The following is a 22,863-nucleotide window of genomic DNA, read 5'->3' on the forward strand; positions in this document are numbered from 1 at the left end:
ACGCAGGTCACGCACGGCGCCCGCGCGATTAGCTCAGCGGGAGAGCGCTTCCCTGACACGGAAGAGGTCACTGGTTCAATCCCAGTATCGCGCACCAGCGGTATCGAAGGGCCGGAGGATCATCACGATCCGCCGGCCCTTCGACGTTCGCCGCCCCCGGTTCACCGGTCCCGGGTGCGCGAGCCCCGCGCACGTGCGGGTGCGGGCGCTCACACTCCCCCGTGCGTATGGGGTGCGCTGGGTACGAAATCCGGTGCGGTGAGTCGGGCCAGGCGCTCGCGGGTTTCCTCGTCCTGCGGCACGTACACGGTCAGGCGCTGGCCGGGTGAGGCGGCCAGATCCGTGGGAATGCCGCGCACATGCAGCACGCCGACGTCCAGGTGACGGAAGAACTTGACCCGGCTGCGGGTGAGCGAAATCGGGTGGGCGGCCCACGCCTTGGCGAACTCGGGGCTCGTCTCCACCAGTTCGTCGATGAACGCGTCCCAGACCGGATCGCCGATGTTGCGGGCGTAGGTGCCGCGCAGCACGCCGACCACGCCCTGGCACTCCTGGAGCCACTCGTGGAACGGGTTGCAACACTTGGGTCGGGTGAACAGCTCCCAGATCAGGTTCCGCCGACCCCGGGGGCAGGCGACCATGGCCGGGAAGACCCTGGCGTACAGCTCGTTGTAGGCCAGTACGTCGTAACGCCCGTTCATCACGACCGCGGGCAGTGTGGCGAAGTCGTCGAGCAGGACCCGGGTGTCCGCGTCCACCGCGTTCTCGGCCCGCAGCGTTGCCGTGCTGGGTATGCAGGCCAACCGCTTGACGTGCTCCAATTCGACGGCGTCCAGGCGCAGCGTGCGGGCGATGCCGGCGATCACCTGTGCGCTGGCGTTGATCGGGCGGCCCTGTTCGAGCCAGGTGTACCAGGTGACACCCACACCGGCGAGTTGGGCGACCTCTTCGCGGCGCAGGCCCGGGGTGCGCCGGCGGCGGCCGACGGGCAGGCCGACCTGGTCCGGAGTGATCCGCTCCCGGCGGCTGCGCAGGAAGGCGCCGAGTTCGGCGCGCGAGGCGGCGCGGGCGGGGCGGACGTACTGCGGGGTGGCCCGCTCGGGGTCGGGCGGATCGGATCGGTCGGCGGGGCTCGGATCGGAGGCGATCCGGTTCCGGTCGTGTTGTTCGCGAACGGCTTCGGGAACGGCGTCGGTGCGCGGGCTGCCGGTCATCGGTCCATCCTGCGCCCGGAGCGGAGTCGATTGCCAGGTGCCTGGTGATACCCGGATAACCAGGCTACTGGTCCGGGTACCCGGGACCGGCCAGAGTCGTCCCCATGAACGATACGGATCTGATGTCGGGCAGCGACGCCCGACGCGAGGAGGACGTGGAGCGGGCGATCACCGCTCCCGGGGGCGCGAACGGGGAGACGGAGCACAAGCAGGCGAAGGCCCGCCGCGGAGCCGCGAGCACGGTGTTGTTGGTGGTGCTGGTGGCCGGGCAGTTCATGGCGGTGCTGGACGCGTCGATCGTCAACGTCGCGGCGCCGGTGATGCGTTCGGACCTGCACGCGTCGGGAGCCGGGCTGCAGTGGATCATCGCGGGGTACACGATCGCCTACGCGATGTTGCTGATCACCGGTTCGCGGCTGGGCGCGATCTTCGGGTACGGCCGGGCGTACCTGGGTGGGCTCGGGCTGTTCACGCTCGCCTCGCTGGCCTGCGGACTGGCCTCATCGACGGGCGAGTTGGTGGTGTTCCGGTGTCTTCAGGGGGCGGGCGCCGCGTTGTTGGTGCCGCAGGTGTTGACGTTGATCCAGCGTCGGTTCGAGGGGCGGCGGCGGACCGCGGCGATGGGCCTGTACCAGACGGCGATAGCCGGCGGTGCGGTCGTCGGGCAGATCCTGGGCGGGGTGCTGGTGAGCGCGGATCTGTTCGGCACCGGGTGGCGCCCGGTGTTCCTGGTCAATGTGCCGCTGGGGGTGCTGCTGTTGGTGGTCGGGTGGCGTGCGCTGGGCGGTGACGGGCCGGATCCGGGTGGGCGCCCGGGTTGGGGTCGGCTGGATGTGCCGGGTGTGCTGGTGCTGGCGCCGGCGATGCTCGCGCTGGTGGTGCCGCTGGTGATGGGGCACGAGCAGGGTTGGCCGGTGTGGGGTTGGGTGTTGCTCGCGGCGGGGGTCGCCGGGATGGGACTGTTCGCGGTGGTCGAGCGGGCGGTGGCGGCGCGCGGCGGATCGCCGTTGGTGCCGGGCGCGGTGCTGCGCTCGCCCGGGCTGCTGTCCGGCGGGATCGCGCTGTTGATCGCGGTCGCGAGCTACAACGGGTTCCTGTTCACCCTGGCGCTGCACCTGCAGTCCGGTCTGGGCGACAGTCCGCTGCGGGCGGGGCTGACCTATGTGCCGTGCGCGATCGGGTTCGCGGTCTCCGGGTTGTGGTGGGGACGGTTGCCGGAGCGAATTCGGGCGCATGTGGGGTATCTGGGCTTCGCCCTGGTGTCCGTGTCGTACGTCGGCATGGCGGCCTCGGTGCACGGCGGCCGGGAGGGCGGCGTGGCGCTGGCGGTCGGGTTGGCCGCGATGGGCCTGGGTCAGGGCGCGGTGATCGGGCCGCTGATGGCGAGCGCGCTGGGTCGGGTGCGGGCCGAGCACGCGGGTGACGCCAGTGGGGTGCTGGTCACGCTCATGCAGGTCGGCGCGGTGCTGGGGGTGGCCACGTACGGCACCACGTTCCTGTCGGCGACGGGTGTGGGCGCCGGTGCGTCGGCGCATGCGGCCGTGGTGACATTCGCGGCGCTGGCGGTGGTGAACGTGTGCGCGGCGGTGTGGGCGTGGCGGGTGGCCGCGGGGCGTCGAGCCGGCCGGGTCGCCTGACCCGGTGCGCGGGCGACCGGGCGATCCGGGCATCGCGTGGTGTCGCGGCACGGGTGTACGGCACGGCGATCGGCTCGCGATGCGGGCGCACCGGCCGGCCGGACAGGGCGGGTGAGCCCGTCCGGTCGGCCGGTGTGTACCGCGTTTGCCACCCGGGGTCGGGTGCGGGTCGGGGGGTCAGTCCTGTTCGGGCCACCGGCGGCCGGCTGCGCGGCGGGCGTCCTGTTCCGGTGAGTGGGTCGAGGCCGACCCGGCGGCGGCCGGCTCGTGCGGCGGGTCGGCCGGATCCGAGGCGGGCTCGGGCGTCACCGCCTGCGCGTCGGCGCGTTCCGCCGCCTCGGCGGCGGCCTTGGCCTGCAGGCCGGACATCGTGCGCAGCGGCACTTCCTTGATGAAGAAGACCAGCACGAACGCCACCGCCATGACGCACGCGGCGATCAGGAAGACCAGCTGCATCGCCTCGGAGAAGCCCTCCTTGAAGGGTGCGGCCAGGCGCGGGTCCAGGTGCTGGATGAACGAGGAGTCGCTCAGCACGCCGGAGCCCTGCGCACCGCCCGGGTTCGGGTGCCGAACCATCTCGATCACCGGCCCGTTGGCGGGATCGGCGAGCACCGCCGGATCGGCCAGCGCGGACTGGAAGGCGGGTGTGCCGGCGTCCCGGGTGAACGCCTTGGCGATCTCCCCGGAGACGTTGCTGAACAACACGGACAGGAACACCGCGGTGCCGGCGGTGGCGCCCATCTGCCGGAAGAAGGTCGCGGCCGAGGTGGCCACGCCCATGTCCTGGGGTGGGACGGCGTTTTGCACGACCAGGATCAGCGTCTGCATGCACTGGCCGAGGCCGACGCCGAGCAGGACCATGAACAGGCTCGTGGTCACCAGCGAGGTCTCGGCGTCGACGTACAGCGCGAACAGGCTCATCGCGATCGCGGCGATGCCGGTGCCCAGGATCGGGAAGATCTTGTACCGGCCGGTCTTGGAGGTGATCTGGCCGGAGAGGATCGACGAGCCCATCATGCCGACCATGACCGGGATCATCAGCAGGCCGGCCTTGGTCGGGCTGGCGCCCTTGACGATCTGGAAGTACTGCGGGATCAGCATGAACCCGCCGAACATGGCCATCCCGAAGATCACGCCGATCAGCGACGCGAGGCTGAAGATCCGGTCGGTGAACAGGCGCATCGGGATCAGCGCGTCCTCGCCCATCCGGCGCTCGACCAGGATCCAGGTGATCACGCCGATGCCGCCGATCAGGTAGCAGGCGGTCGAGGTGCCCGAGCCCCAGCCCCATTCACGGCCCTGTTCGGCGACGATCAGCAGCGGTACGACGCCCAGGGTCAAGGTGATCGCGCCGAACCAGTCGATCCGGTGCGGGCGGCGGGTGTGCGGGATGTGCAGCACCTTGCCGACCACGAGCAGGGCGACCACGCCGACCGGCACGTTGACCAGGAACACCCAGCGCCAGCCCGCGATGCCGAGGATCTCGTCCTGGCCGGCGAAGAAGCCGCCGACGAGTGGGCCGAGCACGCTGGAGGTGCCGAACACGGCGAGGAAGTAGCCCTGGTAGCGGGCGCGTTCGCGGGGCGGGACGATGTCGCCGATGATCGCGAACGCGAGCGACAGCAGGCCGCCCGCGCCCAGGCCCTGGAGGGCTCGGAAGCCGGCGAGTTCGTACATCGACGTGGAGAACGTGCACGCGGCGGAGCCGACCACGAAGATCGTGATGGCGGCGAGGTAGAACGGGCGCCGGCCGTACAGGTCGGACAGCTTGCCGTACAGCGGCGTGGCGATCGTCGAGGTGATGAGGTAGGCGGTGGTCGCCCACGCCTGTTGGCTGAGACCGTGCAGGTCGTCGGAGATGGTGCGGATCGCGGTCGAGACGATCGTCTGGTCGAGCGCCGCCAGGAACATGCCGGCCATCAGGCCGTACAGGATCGTCATGATCTGACGGTGGCTCAGGCCGCTTTCGCTCGCGGCCTGGTCCGGTGCGGTCTGCGGTTTGGTGTCGGTCATGCGGTACGGCCTTCCGGTGCACCGGGCGCGGCGTCGCGCGTGGGTGCCTGATCGCGTTCGAGGTCGTCGTTGAAGCGGCCGAGGAGGTGGACGAGCGTCTGGCGTTCGTCGGCGGACCAGTCGCGGGTGACCCGGTCCAGTTCGGCCTGCCGACGACTGCGGTACATCTCGAACGCCTGGGCCCCGGCATCGGTCACCGCGAGCAGGGTGCCGCGGCCGTCGTTGGGGTCCGGGCGGCGCTCGACGAGACCGCGCTGGACCAGCGACGCGATCTGCCGGCTGACCGTGGACACGTCCAGGTAGGTCATCGCCGCCAGGTCGGTGACCCGGCGGGGCCCTTCCATCGCGAGGTAGGCCAGGAGCAGCCGGTCTCCCCCGTCGGGCACGGGTCCGCTTTCGGCGCGACTGCGTGCCTTGGCGGCGGCCGAGAGCCGCATGAGACGCGCGAGTTCGCGTCCGAGTTCGTCGGGTGCGCGGCCGGCTGTCGGCTCGTCACACGGTGTCGTCGCGGTATCGATGACCGCCCCCTTGTCGCTCGCCACCCATTAACTGCATGGCTCAACCAACAATACCGCCTCCATCCCCCGCGCTCACTCCCGCCGGGTCGTTTCGGGGTCGACAGGGGATGAGCCTCCACGGGCACACGACAGGGGCGCGGGGATCGGGGGCGCGGCAGGCGCGGCCGGGAGGGCGGAACGGGCGCAGGCGGTGTGGCGGCCGCGCCGATGCCGGCGGGAGAAGCTTCCCGGCCGGGCCCGTTGCCGTGTTCCGGGCTGCGTGACGAGCGGCACGGGAGGCGACCCATGCTCATCTGACTGTCCGTCAGCTATGGTGACGAGGTGCCTGTCTCGCGACTATTGGGCACTCGCACGGGGTGTCCCGCGGACGCCTCGCCGGGTCCCGGGCATCACGGCTGCAGCAGGCTCGGCCGGCCGGTCGACCGCGCGGCACATGTACGACCGCACAACAGGGAGTGAGTGACCATGCGCGTGGGAGAGGTGGCAGGCGCCGACCTGCAACGCTTCGGAAAGCCGCTCGACGGGATCCGGGTCCTGGCCATCGAACAGATGCAGGCGCTCCCCTACGCCACGCAGATGCTCGCCCGACTGGGCGCGGAGGTCATCAAGATCGAGTCGCCCGGCGTCGGCGAGTCCGGGCGCGCCGCGCTGCCGATGATGACCGACCCGCTCGGCCGCCGCGTCGGCGTCACCTTCCTGCGCAACAACCTCGGCAAGCGCAGCGTCACGGTCGACCTCAAGCACCCCGAGGGCCGCGAGATCGTGCTGCGCCTGGCCGAGAAGGCGGACATCGTCTGCGAGAACTTCAAGCCCGGTACGGCCGGCCGGCTCGGCCTGGGCTTCGAGGACATCGCCGCCGTCAACCCGCGCGCGATCTACCTGTCGGTATCGGGCTTCGGCAACACCACCGAGTCGCCGTACGCGTCCTGGCCCGCGTACGCCCCGGTCGCCGAGGGCATGGCCGGTCTGTACGACTTCAAGCGCGCCCCGGACACCGCGCCCGTGGTGTCCCCGCTGGGTGCGCTCGGCGACTCGGGCTCGGCGCTGTTCGCGGTGATCGGCGTGCTCGCCGCGCTGCGCCACCGGGATGCGACCGGCGTGGGCCAGTACGTGGACATCTCCATGTTCGACGCCATGGTCGCGCTCAACGACGCGGGCATCAGCTACTGGTCGATGGGTCTGAAGGACCCCGGCCTGGCACCGCTGATCAACCACTCGTTCCGGGCCTTCGACGGCTACTTCCTGATCCAGTGCGCGCGCCCGCACATGTTCGAGGCGCTCGCCGACCTGGTCGGCAGGCCGGAATGGAAGAGCGACCCGCGCCTGGCCGGCCCGCAGGAGTGGTTCGACCACATCGAGGACATCCTGCGCCCGGGCATCGAGGGCTGGGCGGCGGACAAGTCGCGGTTGCAGGCGTGTGCGGCGCTGAGCGGGGTGGGCGTCGCGTCCGGCCCCGTCTACAACCCCGGCGACGTGATCGAGGACGAGCACGTCCGCAACCGCAACATGATCGTCGAGATGGAGCGCACCGACGGCGACCCGGCACCGGTCCTGTCCCCCGGCAACCCGGTCAAGCTCTCCCGAGTCGCCGAGGGACCGGAGACCCGGGTGCCCTGGGTCGGCGAACACACCGCCGAGGTGCTCGGGGTCGAACTGGGCCTGTCCCGTGCGGAGATCGACCGGCTCGCGGCCGACGGCGCGATCGGGTTGGAGACCCCGTAGCCGACCACGCGCCCCCGAACCCACCGCGCACGGCGGCCCCAGCGGCCGGCGGCGACGCAAGAACGCGACGAACCCCAAGTGGGACGAACCCCAAGTGGAACGAGGCGGAAGCGGAGAAATGACGACTGACGGAACCGCAGTTTCGACGGGACGCGGCATCCTCGGGTACGGGGCCTATCTCCCCTACCGGCGCCTCGACCGCAAGACCATCGCCGCCGTGGCCGGCACCGGCGGCGGCAAGGGCACCCGCACGGTCGCCTCCTTCGACGAGGACACCACCACCCTGGGCGTCGAGGCGGCCCGCAACACACTGCGCGCGACACCCGAGATCCATCCCCGTGCGCTGCTGTTCGCGACGGTGGCGCCCGCGTACGCGGACCGCACCAACGCCACCGCGATGCACGCCGCGCTGCGCCTGGACGGTTCGGTGCCCGCGATGGACGCCACCGGCTCGGTGCGCTCGGCGGCCGGTTTGCTCCGGCTCGCCCTGGACGGCGCAGGCGCCTCGCTCGTGGTCGGCGCGGACATCCGGGTCGGCCTGCCCGGCAGCGGCGACGAGGCGGCCGGCGGTGACGGCGCGGCCGCGCTGCTGGTCGGCGGTCCGGCCGACGGCCCGGTGCTCGCCGAGTATCTGGGCGGCGCGTCCGCCACGGCCGAGTTCGTCGACCGTTGGCGCACCCCCGGCGACGTGCGCTCGAAGTTGTGGGAGGAGAAGTTCGGCGAGAACAACTACCTCGCCGCCGGTCGGCAGGCGTGGACCGACGCGCTCAAAGCCACCGGGTTGACCGCCGACCAGGTGGACCACGCGGTGATCGCCGGCCTGCACGGGCGCGCGGTCGCCGGACTGGGTCGAAGGCTCGGGGTGCGCGAGGGTGTCCTGGGCGACGACCTCGCCGCCACCGTCGGCAACACGGGCGCGGCGCACCCGGGTCTCTTGTTGAGTGCCACGCTGGAAAATGCCGGACCGGGCGAAGTGGTCGCGCTCGTCGTGCTCTCCGACGGCGCCGAGGTGTTCCTCTTCCGTACCACCGACGCGCTCGCGGCCTACCGGCCCACCCGCACGGTCGCCGAGCAGATCGCCGGCGGCGCGCCGCTGCCGTACGGGAAGTACCTCGCGTGGCGCGGGCTGCTCCCGGTCGAGCCGCCGCGCCGGCCCGAGCCCGCGCGCACCTCGTCCTCGGCGGCCGTGCGCTCGGTGGAGTGGAAGTACGGCTTCGTCGGCTCGCGCGATCGCGAGAGCGGTGCCGTGCACCTGCCGCCGCAGCGCGTGTCGATGACCGGTGGCAACGTGGACGACATGGAGCCGGTGCCCACCGCCGACGTGCTCGGCACGGTCAAGACGTTCACCGTGGACCGGATGGCGTACTCGCCCAGCCCGCCCGTGGTGTTCGCCGTGGTGGACTTCGACAACGGTGGGCGGCTGCCGATCGAGTTGACCGACATGGACGCGACCGAGGTGGCCATCGGCGACCGGGTCGAGCCGACCTTCCGCCGGCTGGGCAGTGCCGACGGCATCCACAACTACTTCTGGAAGGCCCGCCCCGTGCGGACCGCCCGAGCCGCCGAGGAGGCATAGGCATGGGATCGCACGGCATCAAGGACCGCGTCGCCATCGTCGGGATGGGGTGCACCCCCTTCGTCGAGCATTGGGACCGGGGCACCGACGACCTGCTGATCGAGGCGACCACCGAGGCGTTCGCGAACGCCGGCGTGGACAAGGAGCAGGTCGACGCCTACTGGCTGGGCACCGCGCAGTCGGGGATGTCCGGGTTGACGCTGGCCAAGCCGCTGCAGTTGCAGGGCAAGCCGGTCACCCGCGTGGAGAACATGTGCGCGACCGGATCCGACGCGCTGCGCCAGGCCGCGTACGCGGTCGCGTCCGGCGCGTACGACGTGGCCATGGCGGTCGGCGTGGAGAAGGTCAAGGACGGTGGCTTCCAGGGCCTGAACGCATTCCCGATCCCGGGTGACGGCACCGCCCGCACGCTCACCGCGGCGGCGATGTTCTCGATGGTGGTGCCCGCGTACGGGGACAAGTACGGCGTGTCCGAGGCGGAGATGCGCGACGTGCTGTCGCACATCGCGGCGAAGAACCACTACAACGGCGCGCGCAACCCGCGTGCCCAGTTCCGCAAGGAGATCGCGCCGGAGAAGATCTCGGCGATGCCCAAACTCGCGGGCCAATTGGGCGTGTTCGACTGCGCGGGTGTCGCGGACGGCGCGGCGGCGGCGATCGTGGTGCGGGCCGAGGACGCGCATCTGTACACGGACAAGCCGCTGTACATCAAGGCGCTGTCGCTGGTGGCCGGCAACGGCTCGGGAGTGATCGACCCGGAATACGACTACACCACGTTCCGCGAGATCGCCGCGTGCGCCGAGGACGCCTACCGCCAGGCGGGGGTGCGCAACCCGCGCGAGGAACTGGCGATGGCCGAGGTGCACGACTGCTTCACGCCGACCGAGCTGGTCCTGATGGAGGACCTGCGGTTCGCCGACCGCGGCACGGCGTGGAAGGACGTGCTGGCCGGCGCGTTCGACCTGGGCGGCCGGCTGCCGGTCAACCCGGACGGCGGGCTGAAGAGCTTCGGCCACCCGGTCGGCGCGTCCGGGCTGCGGATGATGTTCGAGGCGTGGCTCCAGCTGCGCGACGAGGCGCCGGCGGAGCGGCGGATCCCGGCGGACGGCCGCAAGCTCGCGCTGACCCACAACCTCGGCGGATATCCCGGCGACATGGTCTCGTTCATCTCCATCCTGGGCAGCGAAATCGGCTGATCGGCGTGTCGCCCGCGCGGTGTTCGAAGATGGTCGAGCCCGCGTCGGGTTTTGGTCGTCAAGGCTGGTGAGGGGCTCGATCGCGGTCGCGTTCGAGCCCCTTTCGCCATCCCCGGACACCGGAAATGGGCAATCTGCCACAAGCATCATGGTTCCCGTGGTTTCATCCGCGTCCGGGCCTTTGATGTGCGACAGTCATTGCACCCCTGCCACCTCATGTCCGGAGGAGCGCGAGCGGATGCGCGAACGGCCCGAACACCCCGTGGACGGACCCCTCGTGGTTGATCCGGCGCAATGGCTCGCGCACATCGGCCGGATGCGGGCCGAACTTGAGGCTTTGCGCGGCGGATTCGGCGTGCGCCCGGGCTCGGCCGGCGAATGCGCGAGTGCGGCACCGGGCACCGGATCGGGTGAGGAGGCGGCGGCCGTCGAGGTCGCACACCGGCGGGGGTTGTTGTGCGATCTGCTCGCCGGCAGCCTCGGTCAGGCGGCGGAGTATCTGGCCCGACTGAGTCTGGACACCGACGACCCGGAGCATCGGCAGGCCGACGATCCGGGCCCGGCGACCAGCATGCCGGCGCGCAGTACGGTCCGCCCACCGGATGTCGGGCCCGCCGCGCCGTTCGCGCCCGGCGACGGGGAGGACGCCGCGCTGCCCTGGCGGCACCTGCGCCGACTGTTCGTCGAACCGGACCCGGAAGGGCTGTTCGTCGAACCGGACCCGGACGGGCTGTTGCCCGAGCAGCGCCGGGTCGCCCCGCCCCCGTCTCCGGGCTCGGGTCCGGTGGCCAGCGCCGAGTGGCACCTCGATCGCGACGACGTGCGCTGGTCCACCGAGATGTACGCGCTGTTCGGCCGCGACCCCGCGCTCGGACCGCTGCCGCTGGCCGAGTTGGTGGGGCATGCGGCGGCCGAGGACCGGGCGTTCGTCGCGGATCTGGTGCGCGAACTGCTCGAACACGCGAACGGTGCCGAGGGCGAGTTCCGGATCGTGCGCGCGGACGGCACCCGGGTGTCCGTGCAGTTCGTCGGCGAGCCGGTGCTCGGCGCGGACGGGACCCCGCACGCGGTCTGGGCGTTGCTCCGTGACATCACCGAACTGCGGCGCACCCAGGAGGCGTTGACCCGGACCCGGGCGCAGCTGCTGGCCCAGCGCCGGCTGGTGCGCTCCGAGCATCGGATCGCCACCGAGCTCCAGCGCGTGGTGATGCCGTGGTGGACCCGGCCGATCAGCCTGCCCGGCATGGAGGTGGCCACCCGCTACTTCCCGGCCGAGCAGGACTCGAAGGTCGGCGGCGACTGGTACGACGCGCTCGCGTTGCCGGGCGGCGACGTGCTTTTGGCGGTCGGCGACATGTCGGGGCACGGGGTCGCCGCGGCGTCCGGGATGACCACGCTGCGCGGCGCGTTGCAGGGGGTGGCGATGACCGGGGCGGGGCCGGCGGCGATGCTGGCGGCACTGAACCGGATCGTGGTGCACACGTTGCCCGCGGACAAGGTGGCCACCGCCGTGTGCGCCCGATTCGAGCCGGTGGAGCGGGTGTTGACCTGGGCGCAGGGCGGTCATCCGCCACCGCTGCTGTACCGGGACGGAGCGGGTCGGGCGCTGGACACGCCGTTCGGAGTGCTGCTGGGGGCGTTGGACGAACCGGAGTTCGTCGAGGCTCGGGTCGAACTGTTGTCCGGGGACGTGCTGTTGATCTTCACCGACGGCTTGGTCGAGCGGCGCGGGCGCGGCACGGAGGAGGCGGTCGGCGCGCTCCTGGGCCTGGGGCCGCGGTTGCTCGGCGCGGACGCCAGGACGTGCGTGGACGTGGTGCTGAGTCGACTCGGGCACACCCGGTACGAGGACGACGCGTGCGTGATGGCGGTGTGCGTGCGGTAGCGCTTCGCTCGGCTCGGGATGGATGGGCCCACCCGCCCACCCGCGGCCGCCGGTGGGTGGCTGCGGGTGTCGGTGGTCCGGGTGGGCGTGATGGGGGCCGGCGAGCACGGTCGTGGTTCAGGAGCCCTCGGCGAGTTCCCGGCGAAAGGCGTGGACTTCGGGGACGTCGCGGTACCGGTCGGTGAGTTTGCGCAGTACCTCCAGGCGATCCCAGGTGCGTTTGGAACTCACCTCGCCGGCGGCGCGGACCGCGAGGCGGGCGTGGTGTACGCCGCGATCGGGTCGGCCGTCGAGCAGGCACGCGGAGGCCAGCGAGATCAGGTCGAAGGTCTTGGAACGTTCGTGTCCGCGGGCGCGCAACTCCAGTGCCTTCTCGGCGTGTTCCTGGGCCCGGCCGGCCGCCGTGGGGTCCACCTCGGCAAGCGTGCGGTACACCAGCGCCTGCATGCCGTGCAGGTCGGCCGAGTCGAAGAAGGCCACCCAGTCCGGATCCTCGTCCGGGCGCGATCGGCCGAACTCCGCCTCGGCCCGGCCCAGGGTGCGCCGGCAGTCCGCGGGCCGGCCGAGCGCGGCCTGCGCCCATGCCTCCACGGTGTGGAACATCGCGCGCGTGGTCGCCCCCGCCCGATCGCCCGCCGTACGTTGCGCCAACTCGATCAGCGCGAGCGCGTCGGCCGGTCGCTCCAGGTGCACCATCTGCCGGGCGGCGCGCGAGAGCGCCTCGGCCGCGCGCGCCAGGTCGCCCGCCTCCCGGGCGGCGTGCGCCGCGATCACGAAGTAGTTCTGCGCGGTCGGATCCAGGCCCACGTCGTGCGACATCCAGCCCGCGAGCGCGGCGAGGTTGGCCGCCACGTTCCACAGCCGACGGGTGATCGGCAGCGGATTGGGATAGGTCAGCAGATTGCCGACCTCGTTCAACTGGCCGATCACCGCCTTGCGTTGCAGCCCGCCACCACGATCGGCGTCCCAGGTGCGAAAGACGATGACCGCGTTCTCCAGCGCGCCGACCTCCTCGGCGCCGATCGGCCCCGCGTCGACGAGGCCGTACGAGACCGGATCGGCCGGCGTGCCGCGCGGATGGGACATGCCGAGCCCGGGGGTGAGCCAACGATCGAAATTGGCCACCAGGGCCGGACCCGCGACGAGCGCGAAGCCGCTGCCCGCGAGGCCGTGCCGGTTGAGCATCAGGTCCATGCCGGTGAACTCGGTCAGCGCGGTCACCGTGCGCTCGGTGCTCCACGGCAGGTCCTCCTGCACCACCTGCGCGTTGTGCCGGGGGCGGCCGGTCAGGCCGAGGTCCTCGGAGGTGACGACACGCCCGAGCCGCTCGGTGAAAAGTGCCGCCAGAACCCGGGGCACCGGGTCCCTGGGCCGTTCGCCGTCCTCCAGCCAGCGCCGGACCCGGGAGGTATCCGTGGCAAGCTGAGGATGGCCCATCGCGGCGGCCCGACGGTTGACCAGTCGGGCGAGTTCGCCCTTGGACCACCCGGTCAGGGCGAAGAGGTCCACCAGTTTGGTGTTGGGTTCCCGGCGCATTGCAAACCGCCCGTTGATGTGGGGACCGTGGCTCGAAAGCGTCCTGTCTGAGGCCGCCTGCCGGACCGAGGCTAGCCGGGTCCGGAGCAGCCGGCTCCGATTCGCCATGGTTCGCCAGGGCTCGCCACGTGGATCACCACCCGGACCTCGGAGTGTTGTGGATGGTGGATCCGGCACGTGGGCCCCCACCCGTCGCGCGGCCGGATCCGCCCATCGGCAGCGCAGGAAGGTCTACATGTCAGCCACGACGTCCACCACCCCCGGCCGCTCGGCCAATCCCGGTTCCGCGACCTCACGGCCGGGCACTCCCGGTCCGAACAGGCGTACGCCTTCCGGTGGTTCGGCGCCCGGCACGGTGGCGTCGACGAACACCGCGGTCACGGCGAACGCCGCGGTCGCGACCGGTCCGGCCCCGGCCGGCGGAGCGGGCCCGGGAGTACCTCGCATGGCACAGCAGATTCCCGGTCCGGAGGCGGTGGCCGCGCTCGCCGCCCGGATCTGTCCGGGCTTCACCGCCGGCGCCGTGCTGCGCCGGACACCGCGCTCCCTGCTCCTGTCCGGTTCGGTCGGGCGCGGCCCGGTGGTGGTGAAGTATCTGACCGATCCCTCGCCGCACTGGCTCCAGCGCTTTCGGCACGAGGTCAACGCCTACCGCACCTTCACCCGCCAGCGGCCACCGGTCCGGGTGCCGCGACTGATCGCCGCCGACCCCGAACGGCGCATCCTGGTGATGGAGCACGTGGCCGGCCGGCCCGCCGCGAACGAACGCCACCCGGGCACCGCGATGGCCCGCGCCGACGTCCGCGCCGTACTGCACACGTTCGGCACGCTCAACCGGTGGAAGCCCCCGCCCGGGTCGTTCCCGCTCGCGTTCGACTATCCGGCCCGCGTCGACCGCTACCACAAGCTCGGCCTGCTCACCGACCGCGACGCCGGCGACCTGGCCCAACTCCTGCGTGGCCTCAGTCGGGTGCCCGCGCAGTTCTGCCACGGCGACGCGGTGCTGTCCAACGTGCTGCTGACCGCCCAGGGCGCGGCGCTGGTCGACTGGGAGTCCTCCGGCTACCACCTGCCCGGCTACGACTTGGCGGTCCTGTGGACCCTGCTGGCCCGGGATCCGATGACCCGCCGCCAGATCATCCAGACGGCCCAGCAGTCGGGCTCCCTCTCCCGCGACGCGTTCCTGGTCAACCTGATGCTGGTGCTCGTCCGCGAGATCCGGCTCAACGACGTGGGGCCCGGCGGGGAGGACCAGCGCCGCCTCCTGCGCCGGCTGCACGACGACTGCGGCATGGTGCGACGAGCCGTCCGCGCGGCGATCGGCACCCGGTGACCATCGGGGCCGGGTGGCCCCGCGGCCCCGCTTGGCCGACGTTCAGCCGCCGAAGGTGTCCGAGGGGATCGGCTTGAGCAGTTGGAACACGTCGTCGGTGATCGGGCGGTCCCAGGTCACGATGCGCACCATGACGTTGTCGCTGCGGTCGAATTCCACGCAGGCCAGGCGCCCCTCGGCGTACTTGATCTTGCGGATGATCAGCAGGTCGTCGCCGAGCATGACCGGGGTGTCCTCGGTGGACAACTCCTCGGGCATCTCCTCGTGGCCCAGGGCCGCGACCAGTTGCTGGGCCTCGATCCGGCCGACGCCTTCCTCACGCGCGGGCGAGCCGGGCGGCAGGTTGCCGATCAGCATCGCGGGACCGCGGTTGGCCAGCAGGTCGTAGCGGACGAAGATCCCCTGGCAACTGCCGTCCTCCCCCGGCAACATGGCCACGATCACGGAGCCGGGCCAGTCGGTGAAGGGGATGGCAAGAACGTCGAAATCCGGCCCGGACGGGGGGCGGCGGCGCAGGAAACCCATACAGACATGCTAGTGGCCCCTCACCACGCCGCCGGCCACGCACGATCCGACCCACCCGGTGAAATCCCACGGAAGGCGGCATTCGACAGAAGCCGCCCGGGTTATCCCAAAAGACCCGAAGAACGCCCCAAGGCCCGCACCCTGCACGGGCGCGGGCCTTGCTAGGTCTGCGGTCCGTTGCCGGAGCCGCGGGACCGATTCAGAGCGGGCGAACCATCTCGGCCTGCGGGCCCTTCTGACCCTGCGTGACCTCGAACTCCACGCGCTGGTTCTCCTCCAACGAACGGTAGCCGTTCGTCTGAATGGCGGAGAAGTGGACGAAGACGTCAGCGCCGCCGTCGTCCTGCGAGATGAAGCCGTAGCCCTTGTCGGCGTTGAACCACTTGACCGTACCGGTGGCCATGTCTTGATTCCTTCACGTAACCCACAGACACCACACCTCGTGATGCCCGGGTCGCGAACCGTCGAGTGGTCCCACTCCCCGCGTTACCCCGGGATGCCCTCGCTGTGAGGAGCGAAAAACGCCCACGGCTGTTGATGTCCGCAGGCGTTGGACGTGCGAGGGAACTACATCTACTGCTGCAACCGCGGACAACGCTACATGCCAACGAGTGCTCCGCAACAGCCCTTCGCAGTGCGAATCCGACCGTCACCAAAGCGATCAACGGGGGGCATAGCCGGCACACGCCGCACGGTTCATCCGCGCGGGTGACGCAACTGGCCGCAACCGGGGGCTGACCAAGCGTCAGTCGGGGCCGCTTCCCGACAGGCTTCCGGTCACTTTCCGAACACCCTTCGAACACACGGATGTTCACTCGGTCTTCGCGTCGGCGCCATCGGTTCATGGTTGGCTCTTCGCGCCGTTTGCCTACCGTTTCGGCATGGCCGCACCGACCGCTCCGCCTGCGCCACCGACACCCGCGTACGCGCCATCGCCGCCGCGGGTCGCGCCGGTCGCGCCGTCGCCCGACCGGGCCCGACGAATACGGGTGCGCCGGTTGCGGCGGGTGGGCGCGGTCCCGGCTCGGGTGTACGGGTTCGTCGCGCTGATCCTGACCGGCATCGTCACCCTGGCCGCAGTGATCGCGGTCGGCGCCGGCAACGCCCGCTCCGGGCTCGGCGAGGTCGCCGACACCTCCGCCCCGCGGGCCGCCGTCGCGGCGGATCTGTACTTCGCGCTCGCCGATCTCGACGCGCAGGTCGCCAACGTGCTCCTGGTCGGTTCGGACGAGCAGATCGGCAACCGGCAGTTGGCACTGCGACAGATGCGCGAGCGGCGCGCCCGGATCACCGCCGACATCCAGAGCCTCTCCGCCGGCGGCGCGCCGGTGGCGACCGTCGGCACGCTCATCGACGGGCTCGGCCGCTACGACGCCTACGTCGCGCAGGCGCGCCTGGCCGACGAGCAGGTGCAGGACCGCCCGGCCGGGCGCCCGCCGATGCTCGCGCTCAACTACTTCGCGAGCGCGACCAGCCTCCTGCACGAGGACCTGCTGCCGGCCGCCGACGCGCTCGGTCGCGGCGCCGAGGAGAAGCTGGCCTCCGACGCCGACTCCGACCGCACCCACGCGCGCTGGGCGGCGCTGGTGGTCGGGCTGGTCGGCACGCTGCTGCTGGCCGTGTTGATCGTCGGCCAGATCCGGTGGGCCCGCCGGTTCCACCGCGTCCTGGCTCCGGGGCTCGCCGCGGTGACCATCGCGGTGGCCGTGCTCACCGGCACCGCCGCCGCGTTGTTCGCCGACCACGCCTCTCGGCTGCGCGACGCGCAGACGCAGGCGTTCGACCCGTTCCTGGCGCTGGCTCGGGCCCGGGCGACCGCCTCGGACGCGAACGCGGACGAGAGCCGGTTCGTGATCCTGCCCGATCGCGCCCGGGCGTACGGCGAGAGCTTCGCCGCCAAGGCCGCGCAGTTGCAGCGGGCGGTGCCGAACGAGCGCGTGGCCTCCCGACTGGATGCCTTCCGCCGGGACGACCGAGCGCTGCGCGCGGCGGTCGCCGAGGGCCGGCTGGATGTCGCCGTCGGCCTGGCCACCAAGGTCGGCCGCGGCAACCTGGCCTTCGACTTCTACGACTACCAAAGCGCGCTGGCCCAGGTCGCGGCCGCCGACCTGGCCGAGTTCGAGGACCGCACCGACAGCGCGGACGACGCGCTCGCCGGCTGGCCGTGGGTGCCGATCGCCGTGCTCGGGGTGTGCGTGGTGCTCGTGTCGGCGAGCGCGCGCCCACGCCTGCGGGAGTACGCCTCGCGCTGAGGCGCCTGCGCCCGGCGGTTCGACCGCGGCTCCCGCCCGGGGATCGACTCCCGTTTCGGCTTCGGCTTCGACCTCGCCTCGGTGACGGCCTCGGGGTTTCGGTCTCGGCGACCGGGCAGACGCCCGTCGTCCGAGGTCACCGCGGGTGCGCCGGCTCGCCGTACCGCCCCAGCCCACATCTTTGCCGCAGTCAAGTGTTCGCGGCGGTCGACAGTGTCACAGTTTCCCGGGGCCACCCAAACGATATTGCCTCTGGAATATCGGCGGGCCCACGCCTTACGCTCCGCCCATGGAATTCAACCTTGCCGACCTCTTCGAGCGCGCGGCCGGGGAATACCCCGAACGCGAGGCGATCGTCGCGAACGGTGAACGCCGTACATATGCCCTTCTGGAGGAGCGGGCGAATCGCCTCGCCCATCACCTCCGGGACTCCGGTGTGCAGCCCGGCCACCATGTCGCGGTCTACGCCTACAACATCATCGAATGGGCGGAGGCGATGCTCGCGATCTACAAGATCCGAGCCGTCTGCATCAATGTGAATTTCCGCTATGTCGCGGATGAGCTGGCCTATCTGCTGGACCAGGCCGGACCGGTCGCGCTGGTCTTCCAGCGGCAGTTCACCGACCGGGTCGCCGAGGTCGCGCCCAAGGTCGGCTCGCTGCGTCACCTGATCGTGGTCGAGGACGGCACCGAGCCCGCCGCGGGCGGCGTCACCGCCGAGTCGCTGGGCGCGGTGCGGTACGAGGACGCGATGGCGGCCGGCGCGCCGGAGCGCGACTTCGAGCCGCGCTCGGCCGACGACCTGTACCTGCTGTTCACCGGCGGCACCACCGGCCTGCCCAAAGGCGTGGTGTGGCGCCAGGAGGACGTGATCTTCGCCCTCGGCGGCGGCATCGACCCCACCAACGGCCAACGCATATCCCGGCCCGAGGAGATGGTCGAGAAGGGCCGCAACGGTCAGATGACCACCTTCCCGATCGCGCCGCTCATGCACGGCGCGACCCAGTGGGGAGTGCTGCAGAACCTGGCCAAGGGGCACCGCGTGGTGCTGATCGACAAGTTCGACGCGCACGCCGTGTGGGAGACCGTGGCCGCCGAGAAGATCAACGTCATCCTGATCACCGGCGACGCGATGGCCCGCCCGTTGCTGGAGTCCCTCGCCGAGCCGCGCGACGGGCGCGAGTCCTACGACCTGTCCTCCCTGTTCGCCCTGTCCTCCAGCGCGGCGCTGTTCTCGCCGTCGCTGAAGGAGGAGTTCATGGAGCGCCTGGGAATCGTGGTCAGCGACGCGATCGGCGCCTCCGAGTCCGGCGCCAACGGCGTGGGCGTCGCGGTCAAGGGCCAGACCGAGCAACAGAGCGGGATCACCGTCAAGGCGGTCCCCGACTCGGTCGTCCTGGACGAGGACCTCAACCCGCTGCCCGCCGGGGTGGTGGGCCGACTCGGCCGCAAGGGCAACATCCCGCTCGGCTACCTCGGCGACCCGGTCAAGACGGCCGAGGTCTTCCGCACCGGCCCGGACGGCACCCGCTATGTGGTGCCCGGCGACTACGCCCGCCTGGAGGGGGACGGCCGGATCACGCTGCTGGGCCGCGGCTCGGCGACGATCAACTCCGGCGGCGAGAAGATCTTCACCGAGGAGGTCGAGGGCGCGGTCAAGGCCCATCCCGAGGTCTACGACGCGATCGTGGTCGGCGTCCCGCATCCGCGCTGGGGCCAGACCGTCGCGGTGGTCGTGCAGCCGCGCGAGGGCCGGGCCCCGAGCCTGGAGGACATCCAGGAGCACTGCCGCACCAAGATCGCCGGATACAAGGTGCCCAGGGTCATGCGCGTTGTCGAACAGACCCAGCGCACGCCCACCGGAAAGCCGGACCTGCAATGGGCGCTCGCGGTGGCGTCCGCACCGGAGAACACGCCGGAAAGCGCGCCCGAATCCGCTTAGCGGAACGCGTTCGAAAAGATTCGTCGCATTGATCCGGATCTTCACGGGAAACGTCGAATACACCGCCCGGGGAAATCCCGGGCGGTGTATTCGTATTTCGCCTCAGACCGCCCGCTCGCGGCCCTCCCAATAGGGATCGCGCAACCGCCGCTTCTGCAACTTGCCATTCGGGTCGCGCGGCATCGCGTCGACGAAATCGACGGTGCGCGGGCGCTTGTACGTGGCGAGCTGCTCGACACAGAACGCGAGCAATTCCGCGGCCAACTCGGGGCCGGCGACAAAACCCTCGTTGGCCTCGACGACCGCCTTGACCTCCTCGCCCCAGTCCTCGTGCGGGATGCCGAACACCGCCACGTCACCCACCGCGGGGTGCCGCAGCAGCGCGCTCTCGATCTCGGCGGGGTAGATGTTCTGGCCACCGGAGATGATCATGTCGATCTTGCGGTCACGCAGGTACAGGTAGCCGTCCTCGTCGAGCAGCCCCACGTCGCCGACGGTGAACCAGTCGCCGATGCGCCCCTTGCGGGTCTTCTCCTCGTCCTTGTGGTACCGGAACTTGCCGGCCCGCATCAGCATGTACACGGTGCCGATCTCGCCGGCCGGCAGCCGGTTGTCGTCGTCGTCGAAGATGCCGATCTCGCTGATCGGCCACGCCTTGCCCACCGTCCCGGGCCGATCCAGCCACTCCTGCGCGGAGCAGAACGTGCCGCCGCCCTCGCTCGCGGCGTAGTACTCCTCGACGCACAACCCCCACCACTCGATCATCCGCCGCTTGACGTGATCGGGACAGGGCGCGGCGCCGTGCACGGCGTGCCGCATGGACGACACGTCGTACTTGGCCTTGATCTCGTCGGGCAGTTGCAGGAGCCGGTGGAACTGGGTCGGCACCATGTGCGTGTGGGTGACCCTGTACCGGTCGATCACCCGCAACATCTCCTCGGGCCGCCACTTGTCCATCAGCACCACGCCGTGGCCGATGTGCAGCGACTGCTGCGCGTGCTGGAGCACGGCCGTGTGGTAGAGCGGCGAGCCGACCAGGTGCACGTTGTCGTCGTGCGGCTTGACACCGTAGATCAGCAACGTGCCGCCGTATCGGGCGTCTTCGGGTGATCCCCCGGACAGCGGCCGGCGCACGCCGCGCGGGCGACCGGTGGTGCCGGAGGTGTAGTTCATCGTCATGCCGACGCTGCGCTCGGCCGGCGACTCCGCCGATCGGCCCTCGGTCAGTTCGGCGAACGGCCGAAAGCCGGGCACCGCGCCGACCGCGAACCGTGCCTGCGCGGGCAACTCGGCCTCGTCCGCCGCGGCCACGATCGTGTCCGCGAACCGCTCGTGGCCGATCACCACCTTGGACTCGCTGTCCGCGAGGATCCAGGCGATCTCGGGGCCGACCAGGTGGTGGTTCACCGGAACCATGTACAGCCCGGCCTGCGCCGCCGCCATGTACGCCACGATGTACTCGGCGCAGTTCGGCAGGATCACGCTGAAGACGTCGCCGGTGCCCAGGCCCGCCGCCCGCAGCCCGTGCACGAGCCGGTTCGACGCGGCGAACAATTCCCCCGCGGTCCACTCGGCGCCATCGGGGTCGACCAGCGCGAGCCGGTCCGGATTGGCCTGCGCATGGGCCCAGAAGCCGTTCGCCACGTGCGGTTCCCTTCGAGCTGCCGGGTTACTTGACAATGTCTGACATTGTGACGGCAGCGCGCCCAGAAAGAAAGGGGACCTTACTTATTGGCGGGCTCTCCGGCTGTGGCCTGCACGACAACACCGGCCCCGGGCAGCCTCGCCGCCGACGGTTCGACCTCGGGCCCGAGCCGCTCCATCGCACCCCTGATGTGCGGCGACGGGTACACCGTGCGAATCACCGGCGTCGCCGCGCCCACGACCCGACGCAGCCCCTTGAGGCCGGGGCCGGCCACCACCGACGGCAGCCCGCGGTACCCGTACAGTTCCTTGGCCCACGGCGGCAACGCCGCGTACGCCAGCTCCGCGACCTGGCGCCACAACACCTCACGCCCGAGTACGAGCACGAACGGCACCGGCGGCCGACGCAGGAAGTCGAAGATGCTCCCGGCCTCGTCTGACATGGCCAACTCGGGCCGGATCCGGGTGAAATAGCGATCCATCTCGCCCGACGAGCCCGGCACCTCGTCGGCCGCGAGCCCGACCAGTTCCGCCGACCGGCGTTGCTCGGCCAAGTACAGATCGGCCAGCTCGTCGGTGAGCGGGAAGCCGGCCTTCCGGGCGACCGACAGATACGACCCGACCTCCGCGCAGTGGATCCAGCGCAGCAGCTCCGGCTCGTCTATTCGATACGTCTGCTCCGTCACCGGGTCGACCGCCCTGAGTACGTCGTGGATCCGCCGCACCCGCGCGCCCGCGCGCTCCGCTTCGGTCCGCGTTCCGTAGGTCGTCACTCCGACGAAGTCGGCGGTCCGGATCAGCCGCCCCCAGGGGTCCTTGCGAAAGTCGGAATTCTGCACGACCGCGCGTACCGCCCGCGGATGCAGGGCCTGGAGATACAGCGCCCGCACACCGGCCACCCACATCACCGGATCGGCGTGCAACTGCCACGTCACCGAATCGGGCCCGAACAGCCCGACCTCGTCACTCTCCCGGCCCTGCTGTGGAACGCCCACCGGCACACCTTCCCGAACGCGAATCCGAACCCGATTCCCACCTGGACTACGAGCGTACGACTCCGGACCGGCGGAGGCGGGGCGCGGTCGGCGGCCACCGGCACGGCACCCGGTCACCAGCGCACCGGGCCCTCGTCGTCGAAGAAGCCTCCTGTGGGGCCGTCCCCTTCGAGCGTGGCCAACCGGATGACGACGGCCGCGCCCTGGGCGGCGGTTCGGGTGATCGAATACGCCGACCCGAGGTCCTTGGTGAAGTCCGTGGCACACGCGCCCGGGGCCGCCGCGTTGACCGGAATGCCGTCCGCGCGCAAAGCCTTGGCGTACTGCACGGTGAGCGCGTTGAGCGCGGCCTTGGACGGCGGGTACGCGTCGCCCCCCGCCGCGACCGACCCGGCCGCCGCCTCCCCGGCCCGGCACCGATCCCGCGCGCCGACGAGCACGGTCAGGCCCAAGGCGGCGAGGCCGGCCGCGACCTCGCGCCCGATGCCTTTGTTGGCCCCGGTCACGGTGCGCACGTCCTGGTCAGGCACGCGCCGCAGCGAATTGGGAGATCTTGAATCCGGGAAACGCAAAAGGCCCGCCCCCAAAAGGGGCGGGCCTTTCACACGTAAATTCCGGCGGCGTCCTACTCTCCCACACCCCTTCGAGTGCAGTACCATCGGCGCTGGAGAGCTTAGCTTCCGGGTTCGGAATGAGACCGGGCGTTTCCTCTCCGCCAAGACCACCGGAAAACCATCGAACCCGACAATCACGGGCCGTTCGGTGAACCAGAAATCACATGCGGTGATTCAATTATCAAACGGGTTCCCCGAAACCGATTGCGGTTCGGGAACCACACAGTGGACGCGTAGCAACTGAGGACAAGTCCTCGGCCT

The 22,863-nt window shown here is 71.0% G+C and carries 18 protein-coding genes, 1 tRNA gene and 1 rRNA gene; 9 read left to right on the forward strand and 11 right to left on the reverse strand.

Annotated features, from left to right (window positions below):
- Positions 1-22 precede the first annotated feature (22 nt).
- Positions 23-97 (forward strand) — tRNA-Val (locus tag A3IC_RS0151180).
- A gap of 112 nt (positions 98-209) precedes the next feature.
- Here the strand turns inward: A3IC_RS0151180 and A3IC_RS61465 are convergent.
- Entirely contained in the window at positions 210-1,214 is a 1,005-nt protein-coding gene (locus A3IC_RS61465) for a helix-turn-helix transcriptional regulator (protein ID WP_020557801.1), read from the reverse strand.
- A gap of 104 nt (positions 1,215-1,318) precedes the next feature.
- Between A3IC_RS61465 and A3IC_RS0151190 the strand changes: the two genes are divergently transcribed.
- A complete protein-coding gene (locus tag A3IC_RS0151190; RefSeq protein ID WP_020557802.1) occupies positions 1,319-2,851 on the forward strand; it encodes an MFS transporter in 1,533 nt (510 codons plus the stop codon).
- A 177-nt stretch (positions 2,852-3,028) separates the two neighbouring features.
- On the opposite strand, the gene A3IC_RS0151195 is transcribed toward A3IC_RS0151190, so the two are convergent.
- Together A3IC_RS0151195 and A3IC_RS61470 are read right to left on the reverse strand one after the other, a co-directional pair.
- Positions 3,029-4,864 (reverse strand): MDR family MFS transporter, encoded by a 1,836-nt coding sequence (locus tag A3IC_RS0151195; RefSeq protein WP_020557803.1) that lies wholly within the window; start codon positions 4,862-4,864, stop codon positions 3,029-3,031.
- Positions 4,861-5,406, reverse strand: a complete 546-nt coding sequence (locus A3IC_RS61470; RefSeq protein ID WP_020557804.1) for a MarR family winged helix-turn-helix transcriptional regulator — start codon at positions 5,404-5,406, stop codon at positions 4,861-4,863. The genes A3IC_RS0151195 and A3IC_RS61470 overlap by 4 nt, the downstream gene beginning before the upstream one ends.
- A gap of 441 nt (positions 5,407-5,847) precedes the next feature.
- Between A3IC_RS61470 and A3IC_RS0151205 the strand changes: the two genes are divergently transcribed.
- From A3IC_RS0151205 to A3IC_RS61475, 4 genes are all read left to right on the forward strand, one after another.
- Complete coding sequence (locus A3IC_RS0151205; RefSeq protein WP_106669274.1) at positions 5,848-7,104, forward strand: CaiB/BaiF CoA transferase family protein; 1,257 nt, start codon at positions 5,848-5,850, stop codon at positions 7,102-7,104.
- A 118-nt stretch (positions 7,105-7,222) separates the two neighbouring features.
- A complete protein-coding gene (locus tag A3IC_RS0151210; RefSeq protein WP_020557806.1) occupies positions 7,223-8,680 on the forward strand; it encodes an OB-fold domain-containing protein in 1,458 nt (485 codons plus the stop codon).
- A gap of 2 nt (positions 8,681-8,682) precedes the next feature.
- Positions 8,683-9,876 carry an acetyl-CoA acetyltransferase gene (locus tag A3IC_RS0151215; protein ID WP_020557807.1) on the forward strand — a complete coding sequence of 398 codons (1,194 nt, stop codon included), beginning with the start codon at positions 8,683-8,685 and terminating at the stop codon, positions 9,874-9,876.
- Between the two features lie 238 nt (positions 9,877-10,114).
- Positions 10,115-11,761 (forward strand): PP2C family protein-serine/threonine phosphatase, encoded by a 1,647-nt coding sequence (locus A3IC_RS61475; protein WP_020557808.1) that lies wholly within the window; start codon positions 10,115-10,117, stop codon positions 11,759-11,761.
- 117 nt (positions 11,762-11,878) lie between these two features.
- Here the strand turns inward: A3IC_RS61475 and A3IC_RS0151225 are convergent, their stop codons facing one another.
- Entirely contained in the window at positions 11,879-13,297 is a 1,419-nt protein-coding gene (locus tag A3IC_RS0151225) for a DNA-binding protein NsdB (RefSeq protein WP_020557809.1), read from the reverse strand.
- Between the two features lie 231 nt (positions 13,298-13,528).
- Positions 13,529-13,744, reverse strand: coding sequence for a hypothetical protein (locus A3IC_RS72315; RefSeq protein WP_020557810.1), 216 nt, complete (start codon positions 13,742-13,744; stop codon positions 13,529-13,531).
- On the opposite strand from A3IC_RS72315, the gene A3IC_RS0151235 reads away from it, so the two are divergent.
- Positions 13,743-14,630: an aminoglycoside phosphotransferase family protein gene (locus tag A3IC_RS0151235; protein ID WP_020557811.1), complete on the forward strand. Its 888-nt coding sequence runs from the start codon at positions 13,743-13,745 to the stop codon at positions 14,628-14,630. The genes A3IC_RS72315 and A3IC_RS0151235 overlap by 2 nt on opposite strands.
- A 42-nt stretch (positions 14,631-14,672) precedes the next feature.
- Here the strand turns inward: A3IC_RS0151235 and A3IC_RS0151240 are convergent, their stop codons facing one another.
- Both A3IC_RS0151240 and cspE read right to left on the reverse strand, forming a co-directional pair.
- Entirely contained in the window at positions 14,673-15,155 is a 483-nt protein-coding gene (locus A3IC_RS0151240) for a hypothetical protein (protein WP_020557812.1), read from the reverse strand.
- Between the two features lie 199 nt (positions 15,156-15,354).
- Positions 15,355-15,558: a transcription antiterminator/RNA stability regulator CspE gene (gene cspE, locus A3IC_RS0151245; protein ID WP_020557813.1), complete on the reverse strand. Its 204-nt coding sequence runs from the start codon at positions 15,556-15,558 to the stop codon at positions 15,355-15,357.
- Positions 15,559-16,036: 478 nt separating this feature from the next.
- On the opposite strand from cspE, the gene A3IC_RS0151250 reads away from it, so the two are divergent.
- Together A3IC_RS0151250 and A3IC_RS0151255 are read left to right on the forward strand one after the other, a co-directional pair.
- On the forward strand, positions 16,037-17,407 hold the full coding sequence (locus tag A3IC_RS0151250) for a hypothetical protein (RefSeq protein ID WP_158696475.1): 1,371 nt from the start codon (positions 16,037-16,039) through the stop codon (positions 17,405-17,407).
- Between the two features lie 289 nt (positions 17,408-17,696).
- The gene (locus tag A3IC_RS0151255; protein ID WP_020557815.1) at positions 17,697-19,349 is read left to right on the forward strand and encodes an acyl-CoA synthetase; all 1,653 of its coding nucleotides are present in this window, start codon (positions 17,697-17,699) and stop codon (positions 19,347-19,349) included.
- Positions 19,350-19,451: 102 nt separating this feature from the next.
- Here A3IC_RS0151255 and A3IC_RS0151260 read toward each other — a convergent pair whose 3' ends face one another.
- The 4 genes from A3IC_RS0151260 to rrf form a co-directional block, all read right to left on the reverse strand.
- A complete protein-coding gene (locus A3IC_RS0151260; RefSeq protein WP_020557816.1) occupies positions 19,452-20,993 on the reverse strand; it encodes an acyl-CoA synthetase in 1,542 nt (513 codons plus the stop codon).
- Positions 20,994-21,073: 80 nt separating this feature from the next.
- Positions 21,074-21,994, reverse strand: a complete 921-nt coding sequence (locus A3IC_RS0151265; protein WP_020557817.1) for an oxygenase MpaB family protein — start codon at positions 21,992-21,994, stop codon at positions 21,074-21,076.
- A 107-nt stretch (positions 21,995-22,101) separates the two neighbouring features.
- Positions 22,102-22,518, reverse strand: coding sequence for an SDR family NAD(P)-dependent oxidoreductase (locus A3IC_RS0151270; RefSeq protein ID WP_079027234.1), 417 nt, complete (start codon positions 22,516-22,518; stop codon positions 22,102-22,104).
- An 82-nt stretch (positions 22,519-22,600) separates the two neighbouring features.
- Positions 22,601-22,717: ribosomal RNA gene (gene rrf, locus A3IC_RS0151275) — 5S ribosomal RNA — on the reverse strand.
- Positions 22,718-22,863: the final 146 nt, after the last annotated feature.

Source organism: Embleya scabrispora DSM 41855, assembly GCF_000372745.1.
GTDB classification, from domain to species: domain Bacteria; phylum Actinomycetota; class Actinomycetes; order Streptomycetales; family Streptomycetaceae; genus Embleya; species Embleya scabrispora.